Origin of the sequence: Streptomyces sp. NPDC002698 (genome assembly GCF_042888945.1) — a bacterium.
Lineage (GTDB): Bacteria > Actinomycetota > Actinomycetes > Streptomycetales > Streptomycetaceae > Streptomyces.
Genome location: NZ_JBIAQM010000049.1, coordinates 17,142 through 34,369, shown reverse-complemented (window position 1 = coordinate 34,369; position 17,228 = coordinate 17,142). Strand labels below are relative to the sequence as shown.

Annotated in this window: 17 protein-coding genes and 1 pseudogene; 5 read left to right on the top strand and 13 right to left on the bottom strand. The window is 68.7% G+C overall.

Annotated elements, in window-relative coordinates; genetic code table 11:
• Nucleotides 1-208: 208 nt before the first annotated feature.
• From ACFYW9_RS37360 to ACFYW9_RS37335, 6 genes are all read right to left on the bottom strand, one after another.
• Complete coding sequence (locus tag ACFYW9_RS37360) at nucleotides 209-766, bottom strand: hypothetical protein (protein ID WP_389159536.1); 558 nt, start codon at nucleotides 764-766, stop codon at nucleotides 209-211.
• Between the two features lie 107 nt (nucleotides 767-873).
• On the bottom strand, nucleotides 874-1,482 hold the full coding sequence (locus tag ACFYW9_RS37355; RefSeq protein WP_389159535.1) for a hypothetical protein: 609 nt from the start codon (nucleotides 1,480-1,482) through the stop codon (nucleotides 874-876).
• Between the two features lie 310 nt (nucleotides 1,483-1,792).
• Nucleotides 1,793-2,191, bottom strand: coding sequence for a hypothetical protein (locus ACFYW9_RS37350; RefSeq protein WP_389159534.1), 399 nt, complete (start codon nucleotides 2,189-2,191; stop codon nucleotides 1,793-1,795).
• A gap of 807 nt (nucleotides 2,192-2,998) precedes the next feature.
• The gene (gene thrS, locus ACFYW9_RS37345) at nucleotides 2,999-4,225 is read right to left on the bottom strand and encodes a threonine--tRNA ligase (RefSeq protein ID WP_389159554.1); all 1,227 of its coding nucleotides are present in this window, start codon (nucleotides 4,223-4,225) and stop codon (nucleotides 2,999-3,001) included.
• A gap of 222 nt (nucleotides 4,226-4,447) precedes the next feature.
• Complete coding sequence (locus tag ACFYW9_RS37340) at nucleotides 4,448-4,930, bottom strand: hypothetical protein (RefSeq protein ID WP_389159533.1); 483 nt, start codon at nucleotides 4,928-4,930, stop codon at nucleotides 4,448-4,450.
• Nucleotides 4,931-4,996: 66 nt separating this feature from the next.
• Complete coding sequence (locus ACFYW9_RS37335) at nucleotides 4,997-5,221, bottom strand: hypothetical protein (RefSeq protein ID WP_389159532.1); 225 nt, start codon at nucleotides 5,219-5,221, stop codon at nucleotides 4,997-4,999.
• A 104-nt stretch (nucleotides 5,222-5,325) separates the two neighbouring features.
• Here ACFYW9_RS37335 and ACFYW9_RS37330 point away from each other — a divergent pair, with 104 nt between their 5' ends.
• On the top strand, nucleotides 5,326-5,601 hold the full coding sequence (locus tag ACFYW9_RS37330) for a hypothetical protein (RefSeq protein WP_389159531.1): 276 nt from the start codon (nucleotides 5,326-5,328) through the stop codon (nucleotides 5,599-5,601).
• A 114-nt stretch (nucleotides 5,602-5,715) separates the two neighbouring features.
• Here the strand turns inward: ACFYW9_RS37330 and ACFYW9_RS37325 are convergent, their stop codons facing one another.
• The 7 genes and pseudogenes from ACFYW9_RS37325 to ACFYW9_RS37295 all read right to left on the bottom strand — a co-directional run bounded on the left by ACFYW9_RS37325 (nucleotide 5,716) and on the right by ACFYW9_RS37295 (nucleotide 12,539).
• On the bottom strand, nucleotides 5,716-6,216 hold the full coding sequence (locus ACFYW9_RS37325; protein ID WP_389159530.1) for a hypothetical protein: 501 nt from the start codon (nucleotides 6,214-6,216) through the stop codon (nucleotides 5,716-5,718).
• A gap of 31 nt (nucleotides 6,217-6,247) precedes the next feature.
• A complete protein-coding gene (locus ACFYW9_RS37320) occupies nucleotides 6,248-6,439 on the bottom strand; it encodes a hypothetical protein (protein ID WP_389159529.1) in 192 nt (63 codons plus the stop codon).
• 44 nt (nucleotides 6,440-6,483) lie between these two features.
• A pseudogene (locus tag ACFYW9_RS37315) lies at nucleotides 6,484-7,776 on the bottom strand (IS256 family transposase).
• A 96-nt stretch (nucleotides 7,777-7,872) separates the two neighbouring features.
• On the bottom strand, nucleotides 7,873-8,721 hold the full coding sequence (locus ACFYW9_RS37310) for a hypothetical protein (protein WP_389159528.1): 849 nt from the start codon (nucleotides 8,719-8,721) through the stop codon (nucleotides 7,873-7,875).
• Nucleotides 8,640-9,386 (bottom strand): transposase, encoded by a 747-nt coding sequence (locus ACFYW9_RS37305; protein ID WP_389159527.1) that lies wholly within the window; start codon nucleotides 9,384-9,386, stop codon nucleotides 8,640-8,642. Before ACFYW9_RS37305 ends, ACFYW9_RS37310 begins: the two co-directional genes overlap by 82 nt.
• A 272-nt stretch (nucleotides 9,387-9,658) precedes the next feature.
• Nucleotides 9,659-10,924 carry a hypothetical protein gene (locus tag ACFYW9_RS37300; protein WP_389159526.1) on the bottom strand — a complete coding sequence of 422 codons (1,266 nt, stop codon included), beginning with the start codon at nucleotides 10,922-10,924 and terminating at the stop codon, nucleotides 9,659-9,661.
• A 232-nt stretch (nucleotides 10,925-11,156) separates the two neighbouring features.
• On the bottom strand, nucleotides 11,157-12,539 hold the full coding sequence (locus ACFYW9_RS37295) for a transposase (RefSeq protein ID WP_389159525.1): 1,383 nt from the start codon (nucleotides 12,537-12,539) through the stop codon (nucleotides 11,157-11,159).
• A gap of 180 nt (nucleotides 12,540-12,719) precedes the next feature.
• On the opposite strand from ACFYW9_RS37295, the gene ACFYW9_RS37290 reads away from it, so the two are divergent.
• From ACFYW9_RS37290 to ACFYW9_RS37275, 4 genes are read left to right on the top strand one after another with little or no spacing between them, the layout of a single operon-like run.
• A complete protein-coding gene (locus ACFYW9_RS37290; protein WP_389159524.1) occupies nucleotides 12,720-13,724 on the top strand; it encodes a TIGR03885 family FMN-dependent LLM class oxidoreductase in 1,005 nt (334 codons plus the stop codon).
• Nucleotides 13,715-15,415, top strand: a complete 1,701-nt coding sequence (locus ACFYW9_RS37285) for an alpha-amylase family protein (protein WP_389159523.1) — start codon at nucleotides 13,715-13,717, stop codon at nucleotides 15,413-15,415. The genes ACFYW9_RS37290 and ACFYW9_RS37285 overlap by 10 nt, the downstream gene beginning before the upstream one ends.
• 59 nt (nucleotides 15,416-15,474) lie before the next feature.
• Nucleotides 15,475-15,921 (top strand): transposase, encoded by a 447-nt coding sequence (locus ACFYW9_RS37280; protein WP_389159522.1) that lies wholly within the window; start codon nucleotides 15,475-15,477, stop codon nucleotides 15,919-15,921.
• A complete protein-coding gene (locus tag ACFYW9_RS37275; RefSeq protein ID WP_389159521.1) occupies nucleotides 15,918-17,045 on the top strand; it encodes an ROK family protein in 1,128 nt (375 codons plus the stop codon). Before ACFYW9_RS37280 ends, ACFYW9_RS37275 begins: the two co-directional genes overlap by 4 nt.
• Nucleotides 17,046-17,228: the final 183 nt, after the last annotated feature.

Sequence of the window (17,228 nt, the reverse complement as noted above, 5' to 3'; positions counted from 1 at the left end):
TTCTCGCCCTTTTCGGGGCGGAATTGAGAGAGGCGCATCCCGTGCTGTCCAGGCTTTGGGGGTGCGCCTCTTGCTGTGATCATTCGTGTTCCGGCCCAACCAGGTGTCGGGCATCCTGGATGGTGCTCCCCTGCTCGTGACGGGGATGGGGAGCGTCCGGGGCGGTCAACGCGCCTTAGCCGATGCTGCCGCCGCCCCGGAGCCCTACTCAGCCGCGGATCGCGTCGAGTGCCTGCATTTCCAGGTCAGCCTTGCCTTCGGGGTCGTCGACCGCGCTCGAGGCGGCGGGCACGCTGGCGCAGTCGAGCAGAGCGGCGTGGTGCACCGACCGGCCGTGAGTGGGCCGCAGCTCGGCGAGGATCTCCATGAGCAGGTCCTCACAGTCGAGCGTGATGTCGGTGTAGCCGCGACCGCACGTGCACGGCACGATCAGCGTCAGCACGTCGCTCGCGCCGTCGTCCTCGGCGCTGCGCAGCGTGTGGTGCAGCCACAATCCGCCGTCCAGCCATGCCACCGCCGACGCCTCCCACAGCCGCTGCCCGGCCTCGCGTACGGCCGGGTAGCCCCGCCAGTCGATGGCGTCGACGACTTGGGCGAGCGAGTAAGGGAAGTCGTTGTAGAGGTGGTGGGCGGCGGCCGTCTCCGCCTCGTCGCGCTGTTCGTCCTCGCTGGGCGCGCCGACCGTTTGGGCGGCGATGTCCAGGAGGTGGGCGAAGGGGGAGTCCGCTCCGTACGGGCGGACCGGGGTGTGCAGCGTTTCCGTCATGGCTCTCCTGTCCGGGATGGATCGTGCTCGGGCCGGTCGGTCTGTCCGGTCCTGCGCACCGCCCCAGCCCGCGGACGGGGTTGGGACGGCACGCAGGTCGGGCAGCGTCACGTCGTCGTGTCCACCGCGTCGCGATCGGCGAGCTCCTGGAGGAGTTCCCGCAAGTGCAGCAGGGACGTGATCACGGTCTCCTCGTACGGGTTCGGGGAGACGAACGTGAACGCGGTCTCCGGGACAGGGCCGGGCCGGTAGAGGATGTGGGAGTCGAAGGCGAGGTCGAAGCGGGCTGTGCCGTCCTTGGCGCCCGCCCATTCCCCGGCGCAGCCGAGGAGTTGATGGGCGAGGTCGAGACCCCAGGAGTCGCCGGCGGCCCGCTCTGCGGCGTCCGCGCAGATGGCATCGTCCAGACGCCCGAAGAGCCTCGGCGGGCTGATCATGGTGGGCGCGTCGGTGTCGCGGTCTGCGGCACCGGTGCGGTTCCAGGAGTGCAGGAGCCCGAGCAGCGGGCTGATGAACTGGAAGTAGGTTGTGAAGAGGATGCCGCCGACTACGGCGGCGGCCAGGCGCCAGCCGGCGGGAATGCCGATGGCGGTGGCGGCGCCGTAGGTGAACAAGCCTCCGGCCATCGCGGCGGTCACGGTGAGGACATGGGTCAGGGTCTCGGCTGTGGACTCCAGGCGGGGGCCAACGGTCCGGCTACGTGCGGTGGGGGCCATGGGTTCTCCTTCGCGCGTCAAGGGAGCGGGATGTCTCGTGGCGGGGGGCCGGCGCCGCAGACGGTCATCCGTATGGGCGTGAACGGCTGCGGGCCGGGACGGGACCGAGGGGTGGGTGCGGCGGGAGGCCGCACGGGTGTCTGCGCACTTCCATCAGGGCAGCTCACCCCGTACCCCCGACCAACTAGGCGTCCACCAGCCCCGACCAGTGGTCACGATCAGGTAACGCGTTGGCCGGGAGGTGGTGGTCGGGGCTGTGGTCGGGCTGACCAGGCACAGGGCGTCTCGGTGTTCGAGGCGTGCTGCGGTCTCAGGCCGTCGCCGTGGTGGAGTCAGCGTGGGCGTCCGTCGGCGACGCGTCCCCGCTCGTCTCCTGCTGCTCGGCGGTGCGGTCCGGTGTGAGACGGAGCCTGCGCTGGTAGAGGCGCTCGTTGATGACCTCGACGGCCTCGCGGTGCGTGACGTCGACGATGCCTTGATCGGCCGCCCGCCGCTGGATGACGTCGCTGGTGACGCTCGCGCACGTCAGGTCGTCCTGGGGCTGTTCCGCGAGTGCCCTGTCGACGATGCGGGCGAGTTGCTCGGTCCGCTCGTCCGCGGGAATGGGCATGGTGTGACGGGAGTCGAGCAACTGGATCAGGTGGGCGGGTCCGGTCAGGACGATGGTGCCGTCACCGGTCTCCAGCGTGTACTGCTCCGTCCAGCCCACCGACAGCTTGGTTCCGAGATCGCTGTGGCCGGGCTGGAATCGCAGGTACTGGCCCGGGGCCAGGTAGTAGGTGGCGGTGCCGTCCTCGTAGCCGTGCCACAGCGCATCGTTCGGGTCGGGGTTGCGCAGATCGCTCCAGTGCCAGCGGGACTTGGCCTTGTGGGCGGCGTCGGTGGCGGCCGCACGGCGATACGGGGCCGGGCCTGGTCGTAGGTCGCGGCCGGGGGTTTGGGGGCGGAGCCGTTCAGGGTGCTGCGCCAGGGACCGGTGGCGGTGTTCAGCACACTGTCGGTGACGATCACGGCCGCCAGGCCGGCCGCCACACCGGCGGCGAGGCGGCTTGCAGGCCCGTGCCGGTCGGTGGTGTGGGCGTGTGCGATGCGCCCGACGGTGGCGCCGACGACCACGGTGCCGACCACGCCCATGCTGTCGAGCAGGTTGGCGCCGAAGGTGCGGGTGATGGAGGAGGAGAGATTCACGAACACTCCTTGCGGGTAGGGGGCCGGACTTGTCCGGTCCTCCGCAACGCCCCACCCGTGCGGGCGGGTTGGGGCGGCACGGGGGCCGTCAGGCCGGCGCGCGGTCGACGACGGGCTGGTGCAGGTCACGGTGGTGGAGGGTGACCTGGTGGCCGCGGCGGCGCAGGCGCCGGGCCAGGAGGTGGGCCGTGACGCCGGCGCTTTCCGGACTAAGGGGAGGCGGCCGGAGTCGAGGAGAAGCAGCCGTGGAGCCGCACGAAGAACGAGTGGGCCAACCGCCACCGCCGCGGCAGTAAGGGCGGCTGGCCCACCGTGATCGCGGCGCCTGCTATGAGGCCGGGTCGGTCCACAGTTCGGTGCTGTGATCCCCAATGAGAGCGCTGATGTGGGTGAGTGCGTCGCTGACCGGCTGCGGGTCGAGTCGGCGTCCGTCGCGCAGACGCAGGGCGACGTGATCGTCAACGGCCTCCTTGGCGCCGATGACGGCTTGGTAGGGAACCAGGCGGGCCTCTCGGATACGGGCGCCCAGACTTCCGCGGTCCGGTCCCGCGACCTTGGCACGCAGTCCCAGACGGGTGCAGTGTTGGGCGAGGGCTGCAGCGTTGGGCAATTCGGTGTCGGAGACCGGGAGGATCACCAGCTGAGTGGGGGCGAGCCAGGCGGGGAAAGCGCCGCCGTGCTGTTCGATGAGATGGGCGACGGCTCGCTCCACGCTGCCGATGATGCTGCGGTGGACCATGACCGGGCGGTGCTTGGCGCCGTCCGCGCCGATGTAATGCAGGTCGAACTGCTCGGGCTGGTGGAAGTCGACCTGGACGGTGGACAGGGTGGATTCCCGGCCGGCGCCGTCGGTGACCTGGACGTCGATCTTGGGGCCGTAGAACGCGGCCTCTCCCTCGGCTGCCTCGTAGGGCAGGCCGGAGCGGTCGAGGACGTCGGTCAGCAGGGCGGTGGACCGTTGCCACTTCTCAGGTGCGGCAACGTACTTGCCGCCGGAACCCGGGAGGGACAGCCTGTAGCGGGTCGGGGCGATGCCGAGCGCCTCGTACGCGCGGCGGATCATCTCCAGCGCCGCCTGCGCCTCCTCGGCGACCTGGTCAAGGGTGCAGAAGATGTGCGCGTCGTTGAGCTGGATGGCCCGTACCCGGGTCAGTCCGCCGAGTACGCCGGAGAGTTCGGAGCGGTACATGCCGCCCAGTTCCGCCATACGCAGGGGCAGTTCGCGGTAGCTGTGGGAGCGGGAGCGGTAGATCACCGCGTGGTGGGGGCACAGGCTGGGCCGCAGGACGACCTGCTCTCCGCCGAGGTCCATCGGGGGGAACATGTCGTCGCTGTAGTGCGCCCAGTGCCCTGAGATCTCGTACAGCTCCCGCTTGCCGAGGACGGGTGAGTAGACGTGCTGATAACCCGCCTGGCGTTCGGCGGCGCGGATGTACTCCTCCAGGGTGTGCCGTACGGTCGCGCCGTCGGGCAGCCAGTACGGCAGGCCAGCGCCGATCAGCGGATCGGTGTCGAACAGGCCCAGTTCACGGCCGATCTTGCGGTGGTCGTGCACGGTGGTCATCGCGGTCTCCTTGCTGGTTGCGGAGCAAGTGACCGGGCCTACGCCGAAGCCCCGGGGCACTTGCCCCGGGGCTTCGGATCAGATCATCTGTCAGCGCGCCGGGACACTCTCCGGCGTCGTCGTCATAGCAGCGCGCTTCATGGCGCAGACGTTAGCAGGATGTACCGCGGTCCACATGGTCATTCCTCGGTCAGGAGATCCGCCGGACAGCCCCTAGTCGTCACCCAGCGCGAGCAGTATCGCGAACTGCTCGCTGTTGGTTCCGGCAACCACGACATCGATGCCGTGTCGGGTGACGGGCGTCCACGCGCGGCCGTTGCCCATGCCCTCCATGTTCGTGACCCAACTGGTGCCCGGGCCAAGCAGCTTCGCCACCCGCGTAGCCGCCCGCTTCGCGTGATCACGGTCACGGAGAAGGATTCGCGAGTAGAGGAGATCGAAAGCCGACAAGTCAGTCATCAACTCGATGGCTCCGGCCCCGTCGACGGGTTCAAGCGCTGCCTCGATCTCACGGGCAGACGCGGGGCAGACCGCTCCCGCGACGGCCTGATGCGCCCAGTCGTCCTGCGCGATCATGACGAGGTCGAAGACCTGCTCCGCGATGGTGGTCTCGGATACCGCGCCGCACCTGGAGTAGACATGGCTCGATGCCGCCAGTGATCCCAGCAACGGCGCGATTTCCTCCAAGATCTCCATCCAGGCATCCTGCCAGGCCCCACTCCATGAGCGGCCCGCATGTCGCTGGCCGACGACCAGCCGACCTCAGTCCTCAAGCTCAGCGCTGCTTCGTCCGGCATCGCGGCGGAAGTCGGGCATGCCGAGGTGGACCGTGGACGGCTGGGCTGCACGCTCGCGCATGGCCTCCAGCTTCTGCCTGGCGGCGGCCATGGTGGTCTCGATGGCGGCGACCTCGCCGAGCCAGCCCTGGTCCTTGGCCTCTTGGAGGCGGTCGACGAGGTTGGCGTGGATCTCCTGGAGGCGTGGCATTTGGGCTGGGTCCACGAGAAGTAGGGGGCATCTGACACAGGCTTCTCTGAACTTGCCAGTTGCGGCCCCTCGATCCCCTCCAGGGCCTCGATAGAGTCGGGGTGATGACTGGGAACCGAGGCCGTTGGCCGAAGGCCGATGAAGAACGCGGCGTCGAGGACGTGACTCTCCTGATCCTGGAGTGGCTGGGCGAGCAGGGTGTGAACGCCATGATCAGGATGGACGCCGAGAGGCTGACTGACAACGCGCCAGCGTGGACGTTCGCCGCCAGCGGCGGCCCGTTGGCGAATGGGATGCGAGCTGACGGGAGGACTGTCCAGCAGTGCATGTCCGTCGCTCTGGCCCGGCTGCGCGACGCTGGCCTGTCGGTTCCGTTTTGATCTTCGGCTGCCGTTTAGCTTCGATCACGATGCCGTCTTCGTCGTTTCGACCATTCCTGTGGACTGGTTGAACTCGGCTTCTCTTAACTCCGCTTTGAAGCGAGTCAGTTGAGGTCAAGGCAGGTGCTGTCGGGTCGCGGTCCAGGCGACGATTCGCTCACGGACCGGGCCAGGTTCCAGGTGACCGACGAGGTTGTCCAGATGGGCCGTCAGGTTCTTGTGCCACCGCAGCTCGCGGATCTGCTCGATAGGAAGGTCGCGCCAGCCCTCGGCGAGACCAGCGGCCTGTGTGAGCGTGAAGGTCAGCGCGTCGAGCGTGTCGGACGCCAGCGCTTCTGGACTCCAGTCGGGGTCGGTGTCGTCAGGGCCTAGCCGGTCGATCACCCACATCCGGAGCATGAAGTCCTGCTGAGCCAACCGCGCAGAGGGCTCTTCGGCGTTGTCGAGCATGCGCCGGTTCGCGAGCAGCGACAGCTTCGCCCACTGGCGACGGGCTTCCTGGGGGTGGCTGGAGTTGTAGGCCTGTCCCTGCGCGGCGACGCGTGCTGTCTCAAGTTGCTGGCCGCGGGCGTCATGGATGAACGTCTGCAGCTGGTCGAGTGTCCACGTGCTCAAATCGCGGCCTGGTTCTTCTCGATATGTGTCGCTACTCAAGGTCCCCCCTCCTGGTCGTAGGCATGCCGAGGCTGATGGCGGCCTGCTGGGACCGCCTGTCGATCTGGGCGAGCTTATCCTCGGCGCCGACGAGGCTGACTTTCAGTCCTTCGACCTCGCCGAGCCAGCCCTCGCGCTCGGCCTCGGCGATGCGGGCGATTAGATTGTCGCGAATCTCCTCCAATCTGGGGTCTGTCAAACGAGTGCTGTAACTGGGGTAGTTGAGGGTTACTGACGGGCTGCGAAGAGGCAGCCGTCGAAGGTGATGTCGAATGCGTTCAGTGCGGTCTTCCAGCGCATGGTCCAGCGGGCCTGCCCTTGCCGGTGGGATCGAGTGACATGATCGCCATGTAGACGCATTTCAGGGCGGCCTGCTCGTTGGGAAAGTGTCCGCGGGCCTTGACCGCCCGGCGGATGCGGGCGTTGACTGACTCAATCGCGTTCGTCGTGCAGACGATGCGGCGGATCTCGGTGTCGAACCGCAGGAACGGGGTGAACTCCTCCCAGGCGTTCTCCCACAGTTTCACGATTGCCGGATACTTCTTGCCCCAGGCGTCGGCGAACTCCGCGAACCGGTCCAGGGCAGCCTCCTCGGTCGGCGCCGTGTAGACAGGCTTGAGGAGACGCGCGATCTTGTCCCAGTCCTGACGGGCGGCATAGCGGAAGGAGTTCCGCAGCAGATGGACCACGCAGGTCTGCACGATCGTCTGCGGCCAGACCGTCTCCACCGCCTCGGGCAGGCCCTTGAGCCCGTCACAGACCAGCATCAGCACGTCGCCGACCCCGCGGTTCTTGATCTCCGTGAGGATGTGCAGCCAGTGCTTGGCACCCTCGCCGCCGTCACCCGCCCACAGCCCCAGAATCTCCCGCCGGCCCTCGGCGGTGACGGCCAGAGCCACGTAGATGGGCCGGTTGGCGACCGCGCCGTGGCGGATCTTCACGTGGATGGCATTCGATGAAGACCACCGGATAAACGGCGTCGAGGGGACGGCTCTGCCATTCGGCCATGCCCTCGAGGACCTGGTCGGTGATGGTGGAGATGGTCTGGCGGGAGACCTCGGCGCCATAGGCCTCGGCCAGGTGAGCCTGGACCTCGCCGGTGGTCAGGCCCTTCGCGGCCAGGGAGACGACCATCTCGTCGACGCCGGTCAGGCGCTTCTGCCGCTTCTTGACGATCTTCGGTTCGAAGGAGCCGTCCCGGTCGCGGGGCACGGTGATCTCCACCGGGCCGACGTCGGTCAGAACGGTCTTGGAGCGTTTGCCGTTGCGGGAGTTGCCACCGTTCTTGCCGACCGGGTCGTGCTTGTCATAGCCGAGATGGTCCGTGATCTCGCCTTCAAGGGCGGACTCCAGCAGCCGCTTGGTCAGCTGCTGCAGCAGCCCGCCCTCACCGGTCAGCTGCAGCCCTTCCGCCTGGGCCCGGTGCACCAGCTCGTCGATCAACTGGTCGTCCACGGCCCTCGCCGACACAGTCTTAGAGGACTCGACGGCTCCGGACTCGGACACGTTCTCACTGGTCATCGATGCATCTTCCATGATCGGGAGTTACACCGAACGTCTTACAGTCCCGGCCCACCGGGAGATCCGGGCGAGCCCCTTCTCGTGTACCGGATTCAGTCAGCACGCAGCGGGCTCGGGTGCGCGGCTTTCCCCTGCCGGACCGACCGGTATGCATGCCCTGAACCGGGGTAGCGGTAGTTGGTTAAATCCGGCGGTAGAGGTCAATGCCGTGTCCGGTGGTGACCGCGTCGATGAGGGCCTGGAGCTCGGAGGGTGGGTCCGTGTCGGTCCAGGCTTGCCACCATCGGTTGGGGGTGACCGGCTGGGGTGAGCCAGGAACGGATGGATCGTAAGGCCCTGGGTCAGCAAGGCTGTTGGTGCTGGTGGGATGGGGCCGGTCCCCTTCTTTGGCCCCTCGTCGGGGCACGAGTCCGGCGCGGTGGCATCCAGGGGGCCGGGTGGGGCGAACCATTGGTCCCAGCAGAAGGAGAAGGCGCAGTTGACCAGGGTCTGGTGGCGGCGGATGGCACGGGCGGAGCGGACTTGGAAGTCGGCCCAGCCGAGTTCGTCCTTGACCTGTTTGTAGCTCTGCTCGATCCAGGGCCGCAGTCCGTAGAGCCGGACGATCTCGGCGAGGTCGGCCGGCGGGTGCGGGCCGGTGGCGGCGTGGGGTGCGCCGGGGTGGGGCAGGTTGGTGGCCAGATACCAGGTGGCCTTCTCTGACAGTTGGGCCGGGTTGGTGGTGGCCACGACCAGGCGGCAGGGTGAGTCGGGGCCGTAGCCGCCCAAGCGGGCATCGTCGGCCCACCAGGTCTCGGTGTGCCCGTCGCGGAAGTGACGCTCCACGGATGTCCAGTCGCCTGGACGCTTGGCATCGTGCCAGGTCAGGGCGTGTGCGGCCTCGATGGGGGTGTGCGGCTGGCCGGCCGGGGCCCAGATGCCGTTGCGCGGCTTGAGCGCGACCACGTAGGCAAGCCGGCCCCGTGCAGTGCGAGATACCAGGTGTCACTGACCGAGTAGGCACAGTCGGCGACCACCGCCCGGTAGCCGAAGCCCGCCTCCTTCCCTCGGACCGCGAGAGCAGCGGACAGTTGAGGTTTCGTGCGGAAGGCCGGATCGGACCGGCCGCGGGCGAAGTTGTGGGCGGGAGTGTAGGGAGTCGCGTGCAGCGGGTAGTACACGCGGCCGTCGGGCCACACCGTGGTCACCGTGACGATGCCGTTGTCCGTCTTGCCCAACCGGCCCAGCCACTGCCGACCCACGTTGGCGGTGGCCGTGCCGTCCTTGCGGGCCCCGGAATCGTCGATCACGATGACCCCGCCGTCGTGCGGAGCTGTCGCCGACTGCTCGTGCAGGAGTTCGAGCCTCCGGTCGTTGATCTGGTCCATCTCCCAGGGCGACTCGGACAGGAAGAACTGCAGCCGCTGCACCCCCGGCATGCCCGCGCCGGTCATCGGCTCCGCTCCTGCCAGGCAGGTGATCGTCTTGTTCCGCTCCCGCGGCGCCAGCAGCCCAGTCAGATACTCACGAAACCCCCGCCGCTGTGCCAGGCTGAAGAAGAGGTCATCGAACCGGGCCGCGTACTCCTCCCACGGTCCCGGCGCGGGCGGACACGGACGGCGAACAGTCATCTTCAGTCCCCAGCAAGGCAGTTGACTCCTACCACCGGACTACGACCAACCCGCCTCGCCGTCAACCCACGCCACCGCCGGATTTAACGAACTACCGTTACTGAGATTCCAGGCGTGATGTCGCACACCGCGTCCGCTTGAACTGCGCCGATCGTCGGGCTCAGAGTGACATCACGCAAAGATCATCAGTAGCCGCCAGAACTGGAATCCAGGACCTGGGGCAGGTCAAGATGTCACTCGATCGTGCGGCAGACCCTCAGTCATCGCAGGTGCTACCCGAGCACTACCTTCGCCCCGTCCAGACGATCGCGGAGGTGAGCTACGGCCTTTTGCGGTTCGCCGCGCCGCACCAGGCGTTCAGCGAGTGCGATGGCACCGGCCACCGTTCCGGAGCGAAGGAGTTCCTCGTCGGATCTGGCGAACTCGGCCGACTCCGCTTCAGCATCCACGACACAGCCGCTCAACTTCATGATCTCGGCCCTCATGAACGCCTGCTCATGGTGGTCGCCACCGTGGCGGCTGAAGTAGTCGTCGATCCAAGTGAGGGCGTCGTCAGCCCGCCCGACATCGACCAGGATGCGGCAGCGCAGGTGGATGAGCCAGTCGCAGTCGCCGCCGACTGTCTCCGCGGCCGTGCGCAGCACTTCGACCGCCTCGTCGTGGTGGCCGTGACGTGCAAGGAGTTCGGCGAGGCCGAAGGCCGCATGAGGATTCCCGGTCCCTGCTGACTGCCCGAGCAGGGCAACCGCTTCCGGAATCCGGTCCTGTTCTTCCAGCAACTGGGCCAGGGCGGCCAGGGCGTATTCCTCGCCACCGTCAGCCGGGAACGCGCGCAACTGCGCCTCACGTCCGTGGCGGCCCAGGAGACTGGCGAGCTGCTCGGCGTGGTCTGCGTAAACGACACCGTCGATACAGACGTGCCTGCCCAGCAGGTGGATTGCCTCGTCGATCTGGCCTTGGAGTTCCAGGAACCTGGCATGCAGAGGGATTGTGTCTGCGGCGTCCGGGTTCCAGGACTCGAACGGGTCTGTCGGGCCGGTCCCGATATCGGGGAGCAGTGCAGCAATTTCGGCGTCGCGGCCGTGGCCCGCAGCGAGCTCCACCAGTTCCTCGGCGAGCAGGAGGTCTGCGGCCCGCGGGCCGAGCAGGGCGACGACCTGGTCGAGGCGGTCCTGCCGAGCCAGCAGACGTGCCAGGTCGCGCTGGGCGTACCGGTGCCCCGTGGCGGCGAGCGGACGCAGCAGCACGATGGCCTCGTCGTGCCGCTCCCACTTGGTGAGCAGCCCGGCGACGGTGTCGACGGCAGGCCACCAGCCGGTGACCGCGAACGGCTCCAGCAATGCCAGCGCCGTCGCCTGTCCGTCCGGGCCGGACTCGGAAGCGGTCTCGGCGAGCCGGCGGACGCAGAACCAGTCACCGTGGGTGGCCGCCTGGCGCAGGACGTCATGATGGCCATGCTCGTGAAGGAGCGCGGCGACGGTGGGCGGTATCCAGCCGTCGTACGTGCGATGGCGGTGCTCAAGGTCGACTCTGTCCATGGTCGCGAACCCTAGCTTGCGCCCCAGACACGAGCGGCGTCTGCAGGAGCCCCGTACGGGGCATTTGGTGAGCACCGCCGACGAGACGGACACATCACGATCGGGATGCGTGGGCCCGCTTGACGACCCCGTGGAGTTGGCGGCCAGGCTGTCCTACCTGATTCCATACCTGTGATCGGCTGACGCGCTGACGGGCCTTGCCCCAAGGCCGGGTAGTTAGCATTTTCGCAGGTCACGCAAGTGGGCCTGGAGACCATGGTGTTGCGGCGTAGAGGCCGGGGCCGAGTTTGTGGATGAGGCCGCTGACAGCCCACCGATTCAGTTGTCTGTGCATGGTCTCCAGAGTGACATCGCCGAAGTGGGCGGCGATGTCACGGGGCTGCCAAAGGCGCGTGGGGTCTTCCTGGAGCAGGGCCAGGATGCGGTGTCGGCGCCGCGCGGCTGGGGCGGCGTGCCGGTCGTCCCGGGATGCCGAGGGAAGTGCGGGTGAGTGATCCAGGGGTTCGAGGACAGTGACGTTGAGGTGGGTGACGGTGCGGCTGGTGTCGGGGCGGCCGTCTTCGCGTCGCTCGCTGTAGCGGGACATCGGTGACTTGACCTTGCGGGTGCTGACCCGTTGCCGACGGGGCGGGAGCAGGCCGGTCAGGATCCGACGGCCGATCGTCCCGAGGAGAGTGTCCCGATCGGTGTCCGTGGTGACGATGCCGGTGGCCTGGATCACCTGGTCGCGGGCGGTGTGGAGCGTGATGCTGAAACAGCAGCGGTCCGGGTCGGTGTCGGGGAGGAACTCGGCGGCCTCGACCATCACGGTGCGTAGGGCCTGGTAGAGGGTGAGCAGTGACCACATCTCCTGCTCGATGCCTGCCGGGTCGCCCGAGCGGAGGTTGCGGCCGTTCATGATCGTGTGGCGGAGCGCGTAGTACGCCGATTCGTGTTCCCACCGCTGGTGATAGAGACCCACCAGCGCGGTGGTGGGGTAATGGCGGGCGTCGGTCAGGGTGGTGACCAGTCGGTAGGACCCGGTGAAGGACGCGTCGTCCGCGCAGGTCACGGCGATCTGTGCGTCGATGATCTGGACTTTCACGGTGCCGATCACCGACAGGTAGGAGCCGTCGGCGAGGCGGGTGAGGACCGGCGTGCGCCGGTTGCTGCGGAGCCGGCCCAGGACCTGGGCGCCGGTGTCGGTGACCCCCGCGAGGAAGGCGTTGCTGTCGAATCCTTTGTCCCACAGCACTAGCATGTCCGGCCGCAGCAGATGCAGCAGCCGGCGGGCGTAGCTTGTCTCGCCCTCGGCGGTGGGGCCGAACACCGCGCCGACCAGGGCCCGGGTGCCGGTCTCGACCAGCGTCATCAACTCCAGCGTCGGATAGCCATGATGCGAAGTCCTGCCCAGCCAGGCACGGTTCCGTTCGGAATCTGGAACCCTCAGCGAACTGCACCCGTCGAACGACACCGTCCGGTACGAACCGAAACGCACACCTGGCGTCGTCGGACGGGCCAGCAACCCGGCCCGCACCTCGAACAACGCCCGCACCGACGCGCTGCCGATCCGCCGGCGCAGGTCACGCAACGCCTTCGCCGACGGACAGACCCCCCTAGAGATCACCAACAGCATCCGGAAAGCGAGCCAGAACCCCTAGAAGTGAACAGAGCCACGAGCGAGACTGCCGTCGCGGCCGAGCCTTCTGCGAAGCCCGGCGAGGTGAGCGGCCCGGCTTCGAGATCCCTCGGGCTCCTTCGATGTCCCGCCGGATCGTCCCCGCTGAGGTCCGCTTGCCGGGGTACCCACCCCGGCATGACTGTCTATGGACTACACGCCTCGCACGAACAGGCCCCGCCCGCGGACCTGCTCGACGCCGTGGTGCAAGCAGAGCGTGCGGGATTCACCGCCGCCATGTGCTCGGACCACTTCTCGCCCTGGAGCGTCCGCCAGGGCGAGTCGGGATTCGCCTGGTCCTGGCTCGGCGCCGCGCTTCAGGCCACCGACCAGATGCCGTTCGGCGTGGTGAACGCGCCGGGGCAGCGCTACCACCCCGCGATCATCGCCCAGGCGATCGCCAGCCTCGCGTCCATGTACCCGGGCAGGTTCTGGACCGCACTCGGCAGCGGAGAGGCTTCCAACGAGCACATCACAGGAGCCCGTTGGCCACGCAAGGACCAACGCAACGCACGCCTGCGGGAATGCGTCGACATCATCCGCGCACTGCTGGCAGGAGAAGAAGTCAGCCACGACGGACTGGTGACCGTGGACCGGGCCCGGCTGTGGACGCTGCCGCCCAGTGTGCCGCCGCTCATCGGAGCCGCTTGCAGCACCGCAACCGCCGCCTGGTGCGCCCAGTGGGCGGACGGCCTCATCACGGTCAACGCCCCGCGGGAACGGCTGCGCGAGATCGCCGACGCCTACCGCGACGCAGGCGGGCGCGGGCCCCTGCACCTCCAGGTGCACCTGAGCTGGGCGCCCGACGAGGATCAGGCCCTGGCGCTGGCGTACGACCAGTGGCGTACCAACGTGCATGCACCCCCGGCCAGTTGGGACCTCGACTCCGCGGAGCTCTTCGACCTCGTCAGCGAGCACGTCACGCCCGAGCAGGTGGCGGGCACGGTCAACGTCTCCTCCGACCTCGGCCGGCACACCGCCTGGCTCCAGGAGTACGCCGACCTCGGATTCGACGCGGTGATGCTCCACCACGTCGGCCGCGAACAAGCCTCGTTCATCGACACGTTCGGTGCCGAGGTCCTGCCCCGGCTGGACCTCACCCGCCCGCTTGCCGCCACGGCGAAGGAGTACCGATGCGTCTGACCCGCACGTCCGACCTGTGGTGGAAGAACGCGGTGGTGTACTGCCTCGACGTAGAGACGTACCAGGACGGCAACGGCGACGGGATCGGCGACTTCGCGGGCCTCACGCAGCGCATCGACCATCTGGTGCGCCTCGGAGTGACGTGCGTGTGGCTGATGCCCTTCTATCCGACGAGGGAGCGCGACGACGGATACGACATCACCGACTTCTACGGTGTCGACCCCCGCCTGGGCACGCTCGGCGACTTCACCGAGTTCGTCCGTACGGCCAAGGACCGCGGCATCCGCGTGATCGCCGACCTCGTGGTCAACCACACCTCCGAGGACCATCCCTGGTTCCAGGACGCCCGCTCCGGCAGGGACTCGGTCCACCGCGACTGGTACGTCTGGCAGGACGAGCCGCCCAAGGACGGCCCCGAGGGTGTGGTCTTCCCCGACGCCGAGGACAGCCTGTGGGAGTACGACGAGGGCAGCGGCCAGTACTACCTGCACCGCTTTTACAAGCAGCAGCCCGACCTCAACGTCGCCAACCCCGACGTACGGGACGAGATAGCCCGCGTCATGGGTTTCTGGACTCAGCTCGGGCTGTCGGGGTTCCGCGTCGACGCCGTGCCCTTCCTGCTGGAGACGGACGGGCAGGACGACGCCGAGGCGCTACCGGACCCGCACGAGTACCTCGCGGACCTGCGCGCCTTCCTGGGCCGCCGCAACGGTGAGTCGGTGCTGCTCGGCGAGGTGAACCTGCCCTACGGCGACCTCGCCCGGTTCTTCGGCGACCCCGACTCGGACCGTGGCGACGAACTCACCATGTGCTTCGACTTCGTCGGCATGCAGCAGATGTACCTGTCGATGGCACGTGAGGAGGCGGGGCCGCTGGCTGCCGCACTGAGCGACCGCCCGGCTGCCCCGCGCGACGCCCACTGGGCCACGTTCGTCCGCAACCACGACGAACTCACGCTCGACAAGCTGAGCGACGACGAACGCGCCGAGGTCTTCGCGGCCTTCGGCCCGGACAAGGACATGCAGCTGTACGACCGGGGACTGCGCCGCAGGCTGCCTCCCATGGTGAACGGTGACCGCCGCCGCGTCGAACTCGCCTACAGCCTGCTGTTCACCCTGCCGGGCACCCCCGTCCTCTTCTACGGAGAGGAGATCGGCATGGGCGAGAACCTGGCCGCCGAGGGCCGTCAGGCCGTACGCACCCCCATGCAGTGGACCCCGCAGGAGGGCGCCGGCTACTCCACCGCCGATCCGGACACCTTCCCGAACCCGCTGGCGGACGGCGCGTTCGCACCCCGGAAGGTGAACGTGTACGAGCAGAGCCGCGACCCCGGCTCGCTCCTGAGCCGCATACGGCTGTTCGTCGAGCGCTACCGAGAGGCTCCCGAGCTGGCCTGGGGCGAGTACCGCCTCGTTGAGACGGGAGAGCGCGCCGTGCTCGCCCACCTCAGCTGCACCACCGAGGGGAGGGTCCTGGCGCTGCACAACTTCGCGGGCCGCCCCCTCACCGTACGGCTGCGGCTCCCGGAGACCGGGCCGGGTAGCCGGCTGACCGACCTCCTCGACGAGGACCATGCCGGTCTCGAGGTGTCAGACGACGGTCTGCTCCGCGTCGAACTGCCCGCCTACGGCTACCGGTGGTTGCGCGCCGGTACCCCGGCTGACGATCCGGAAAGGGTGGCTTCCGGCTGAGAAGCCTTCGCTTCCACCTCGGGCCACCCGACCAATGTCCTGTCTGCGCCACCCGGCCGGTGCCCCCCTCCGGCAAGGAAGGCAGCATCAGCATGACATCGGCAGCGGCACAGGAGACGGCGGATCAGGATGTGTTCGGCGGGGTCGACTCTCATGCCGACACCGTCCACGTCGCGGTGATCAGTGACAACGGCGGTCACCTCGCGGACGCCGAGTTCGCCACCGCCGCCGCCGGATACGCTGCGGCCCTGGCCTTCCTGAACGCACACAGCCACGTGATCGCGATCGGCGTGGAAGGCACCTCCTCCTACGGAGCCGGTTTCACCCGCACCGCGATCTCGCACGGGCCGCACGTCCTCGAGGTCAACCGGCCCGACCGGGCCGAACGTCGCCGCATCAGCACCGTCGGCCGCAGGGACGTCGTCAACTGTTCGTATGGTGAACACGGCCTCGTCAATGACTCGGGCCGATCCATGGCTTCATGCCTTCGAGGAGGAACTTCGTGACCATTCCCCAGACTGACCGTCTCGCTGTCGTCCCCGTCCCGGACGACGCCCCGGCGGGCGGCTCCGCACGCCGCGACGGCTCCGGGGACCCAGGGGACGCCGGCGGCGTCCTCACCGTGCTCGACCTGGGGGGCACAACGCTGCGCACGGGCGGCTACGACCCGGCCACGGCGGCCGTCAACAGCGTGCGCCGGGTGCCGGTCGAGGGCATGGCCCGCCATCCGCAGGACCCCGTGGCCGTGCTGCAACGCCGCATCGTGGACCAGATCGTCGACGAGGTCGGCCGGCACACCGGCGGTGCGGCGCCCCGCGCTGTCGGTGTGGCCTTCGCCGGACCGATCTCGGCCGACGGTCTCGTCCTGGCGGCTCCCACGGTGTGGGGGCAGCGCGGCGAGCCGCTGCCGCTCGGGCAGCTTTTAACGGAGCGGATCGGCGCGCCGGTCGTGGTCGTCAACGACCTGACCGCCGCCGCCTGGCGCTACGCGGCGACCGAGACCGAGCCGTTCTGCCTGCTGACCGTCAGTTCCGGCATCGGCAACAAGGTCTTCCGCGGCGGCGAGGTACTGCTGAACGCCGACGGGCACGGGGGCGAGCTCGGGCACTGGGTGTGCGACCCCTCCCCGGAGGCGCCGCTGTGCGACTGCGGTGCACGCGGACACCTCGCCGCCATCGCCTCCGGACGGGGTGTGCTCGCCGCGGTCCGCCGGGTGGCGGACGCCGATCCGGCCGGCTTCGCCCGGTCCCTGCTCGCCGCGCGGTGCGGGGGCCGTGCCGCCGACATCGACAACCCGGCGATAGCGGCCGCAGTGCGGGAGGGCGACGCGTTCACCACAGAGGTACTGCGCGGCACGCTCACCCGCCTCGCGCAGGCTATAGGCGCCGTCTTCACCTCTATCGGAGTGTGCCGGTACATCGTGATAGGCGGGTTCGCCCTGGCCGTCGGAGAACGCTACCGGGAGCTGCTGGTGGACGAACTCGTGCGCCTGGGCTGCTTCGGTCTCGACGGGGACGCGGTGAACGCCCTGGTGTCGCTGGGCAGACCGGACGACGAGCACGGCCTGATCGGCGTCGGCAGGCTGCTGACCGACCGGATGTCCCTGGCCTCGCACACGGGGGCCCGATGAGCACCGGGCACGCTACGAGCACCGGGGGCACGCCCGCCGTCGACAGCGGCTTCGTCAGTGTGGGCCTCGCGCGGCGGCCGGCCACAGCAGGTGGGACGTCACCGTCGCCTCGCGCGACGCAGGGCGCCACATCTGAGGGACGTGAACGGCCGCGGTGGCACGCGCTGGACGCCACCGCGCCCA

Coding starts and splice junctions, on each gene's coding strand:
- ACFYW9_RS37340 (WP_389159533.1), bottom strand. CDS start 4,930: ATGGAGATCTTGGAGGAAATCGCGCCGTTGCTGGGATCACTGGCGGCA.
- ACFYW9_RS37305 (WP_389159527.1), bottom strand. CDS start 9,386: ATGACTGTTCGCCGTCCGTGTCCGCCCGCGCCGGGACCGTGGGAGGAG.
- ACFYW9_RS37295 (WP_389159525.1), bottom strand. CDS start 12,539: ATGCTGTTGGTGATCTCTAGGGGGGTCTGTCCGTCGGCGAAGGCGTTG.
- ACFYW9_RS37285 (WP_389159523.1), top strand. CDS start 13,715: ATGCGTCTGACCCGCACGTCCGACCTGTGGTGGAAGAACGCGGTGGTG.
- ACFYW9_RS37360 (WP_389159536.1), bottom strand. CDS start 766: ATGACGGAAACGCTGCACACCCCGGTCCGCCCGTACGGAGCGGACTCC.
- ACFYW9_RS37300 (WP_389159526.1), bottom strand. CDS start 10,924: ATGGACAGAGTCGACCTTGAGCACCGCCATCGCACGTACGACGGCTGG.
- ACFYW9_RS37335 (WP_389159532.1), bottom strand. CDS start 5,221: ATGCCACGCCTCCAGGAGATCCACGCCAACCTCGTCGACCGCCTCCAA.
- ACFYW9_RS37330 (WP_389159531.1), top strand. CDS start 5,326: ATGACTGGGAACCGAGGCCGTTGGCCGAAGGCCGATGAAGAACGCGGC.
- ACFYW9_RS37355 (WP_389159535.1), bottom strand. CDS start 1,482: ATGGCCCCCACCGCACGTAGCCGGACCGTTGGCCCCCGCCTGGAGTCC.
- ACFYW9_RS37290 (WP_389159524.1), top strand. CDS start 12,720: ATGACTGTCTATGGACTACACGCCTCGCACGAACAGGCCCCGCCCGCG.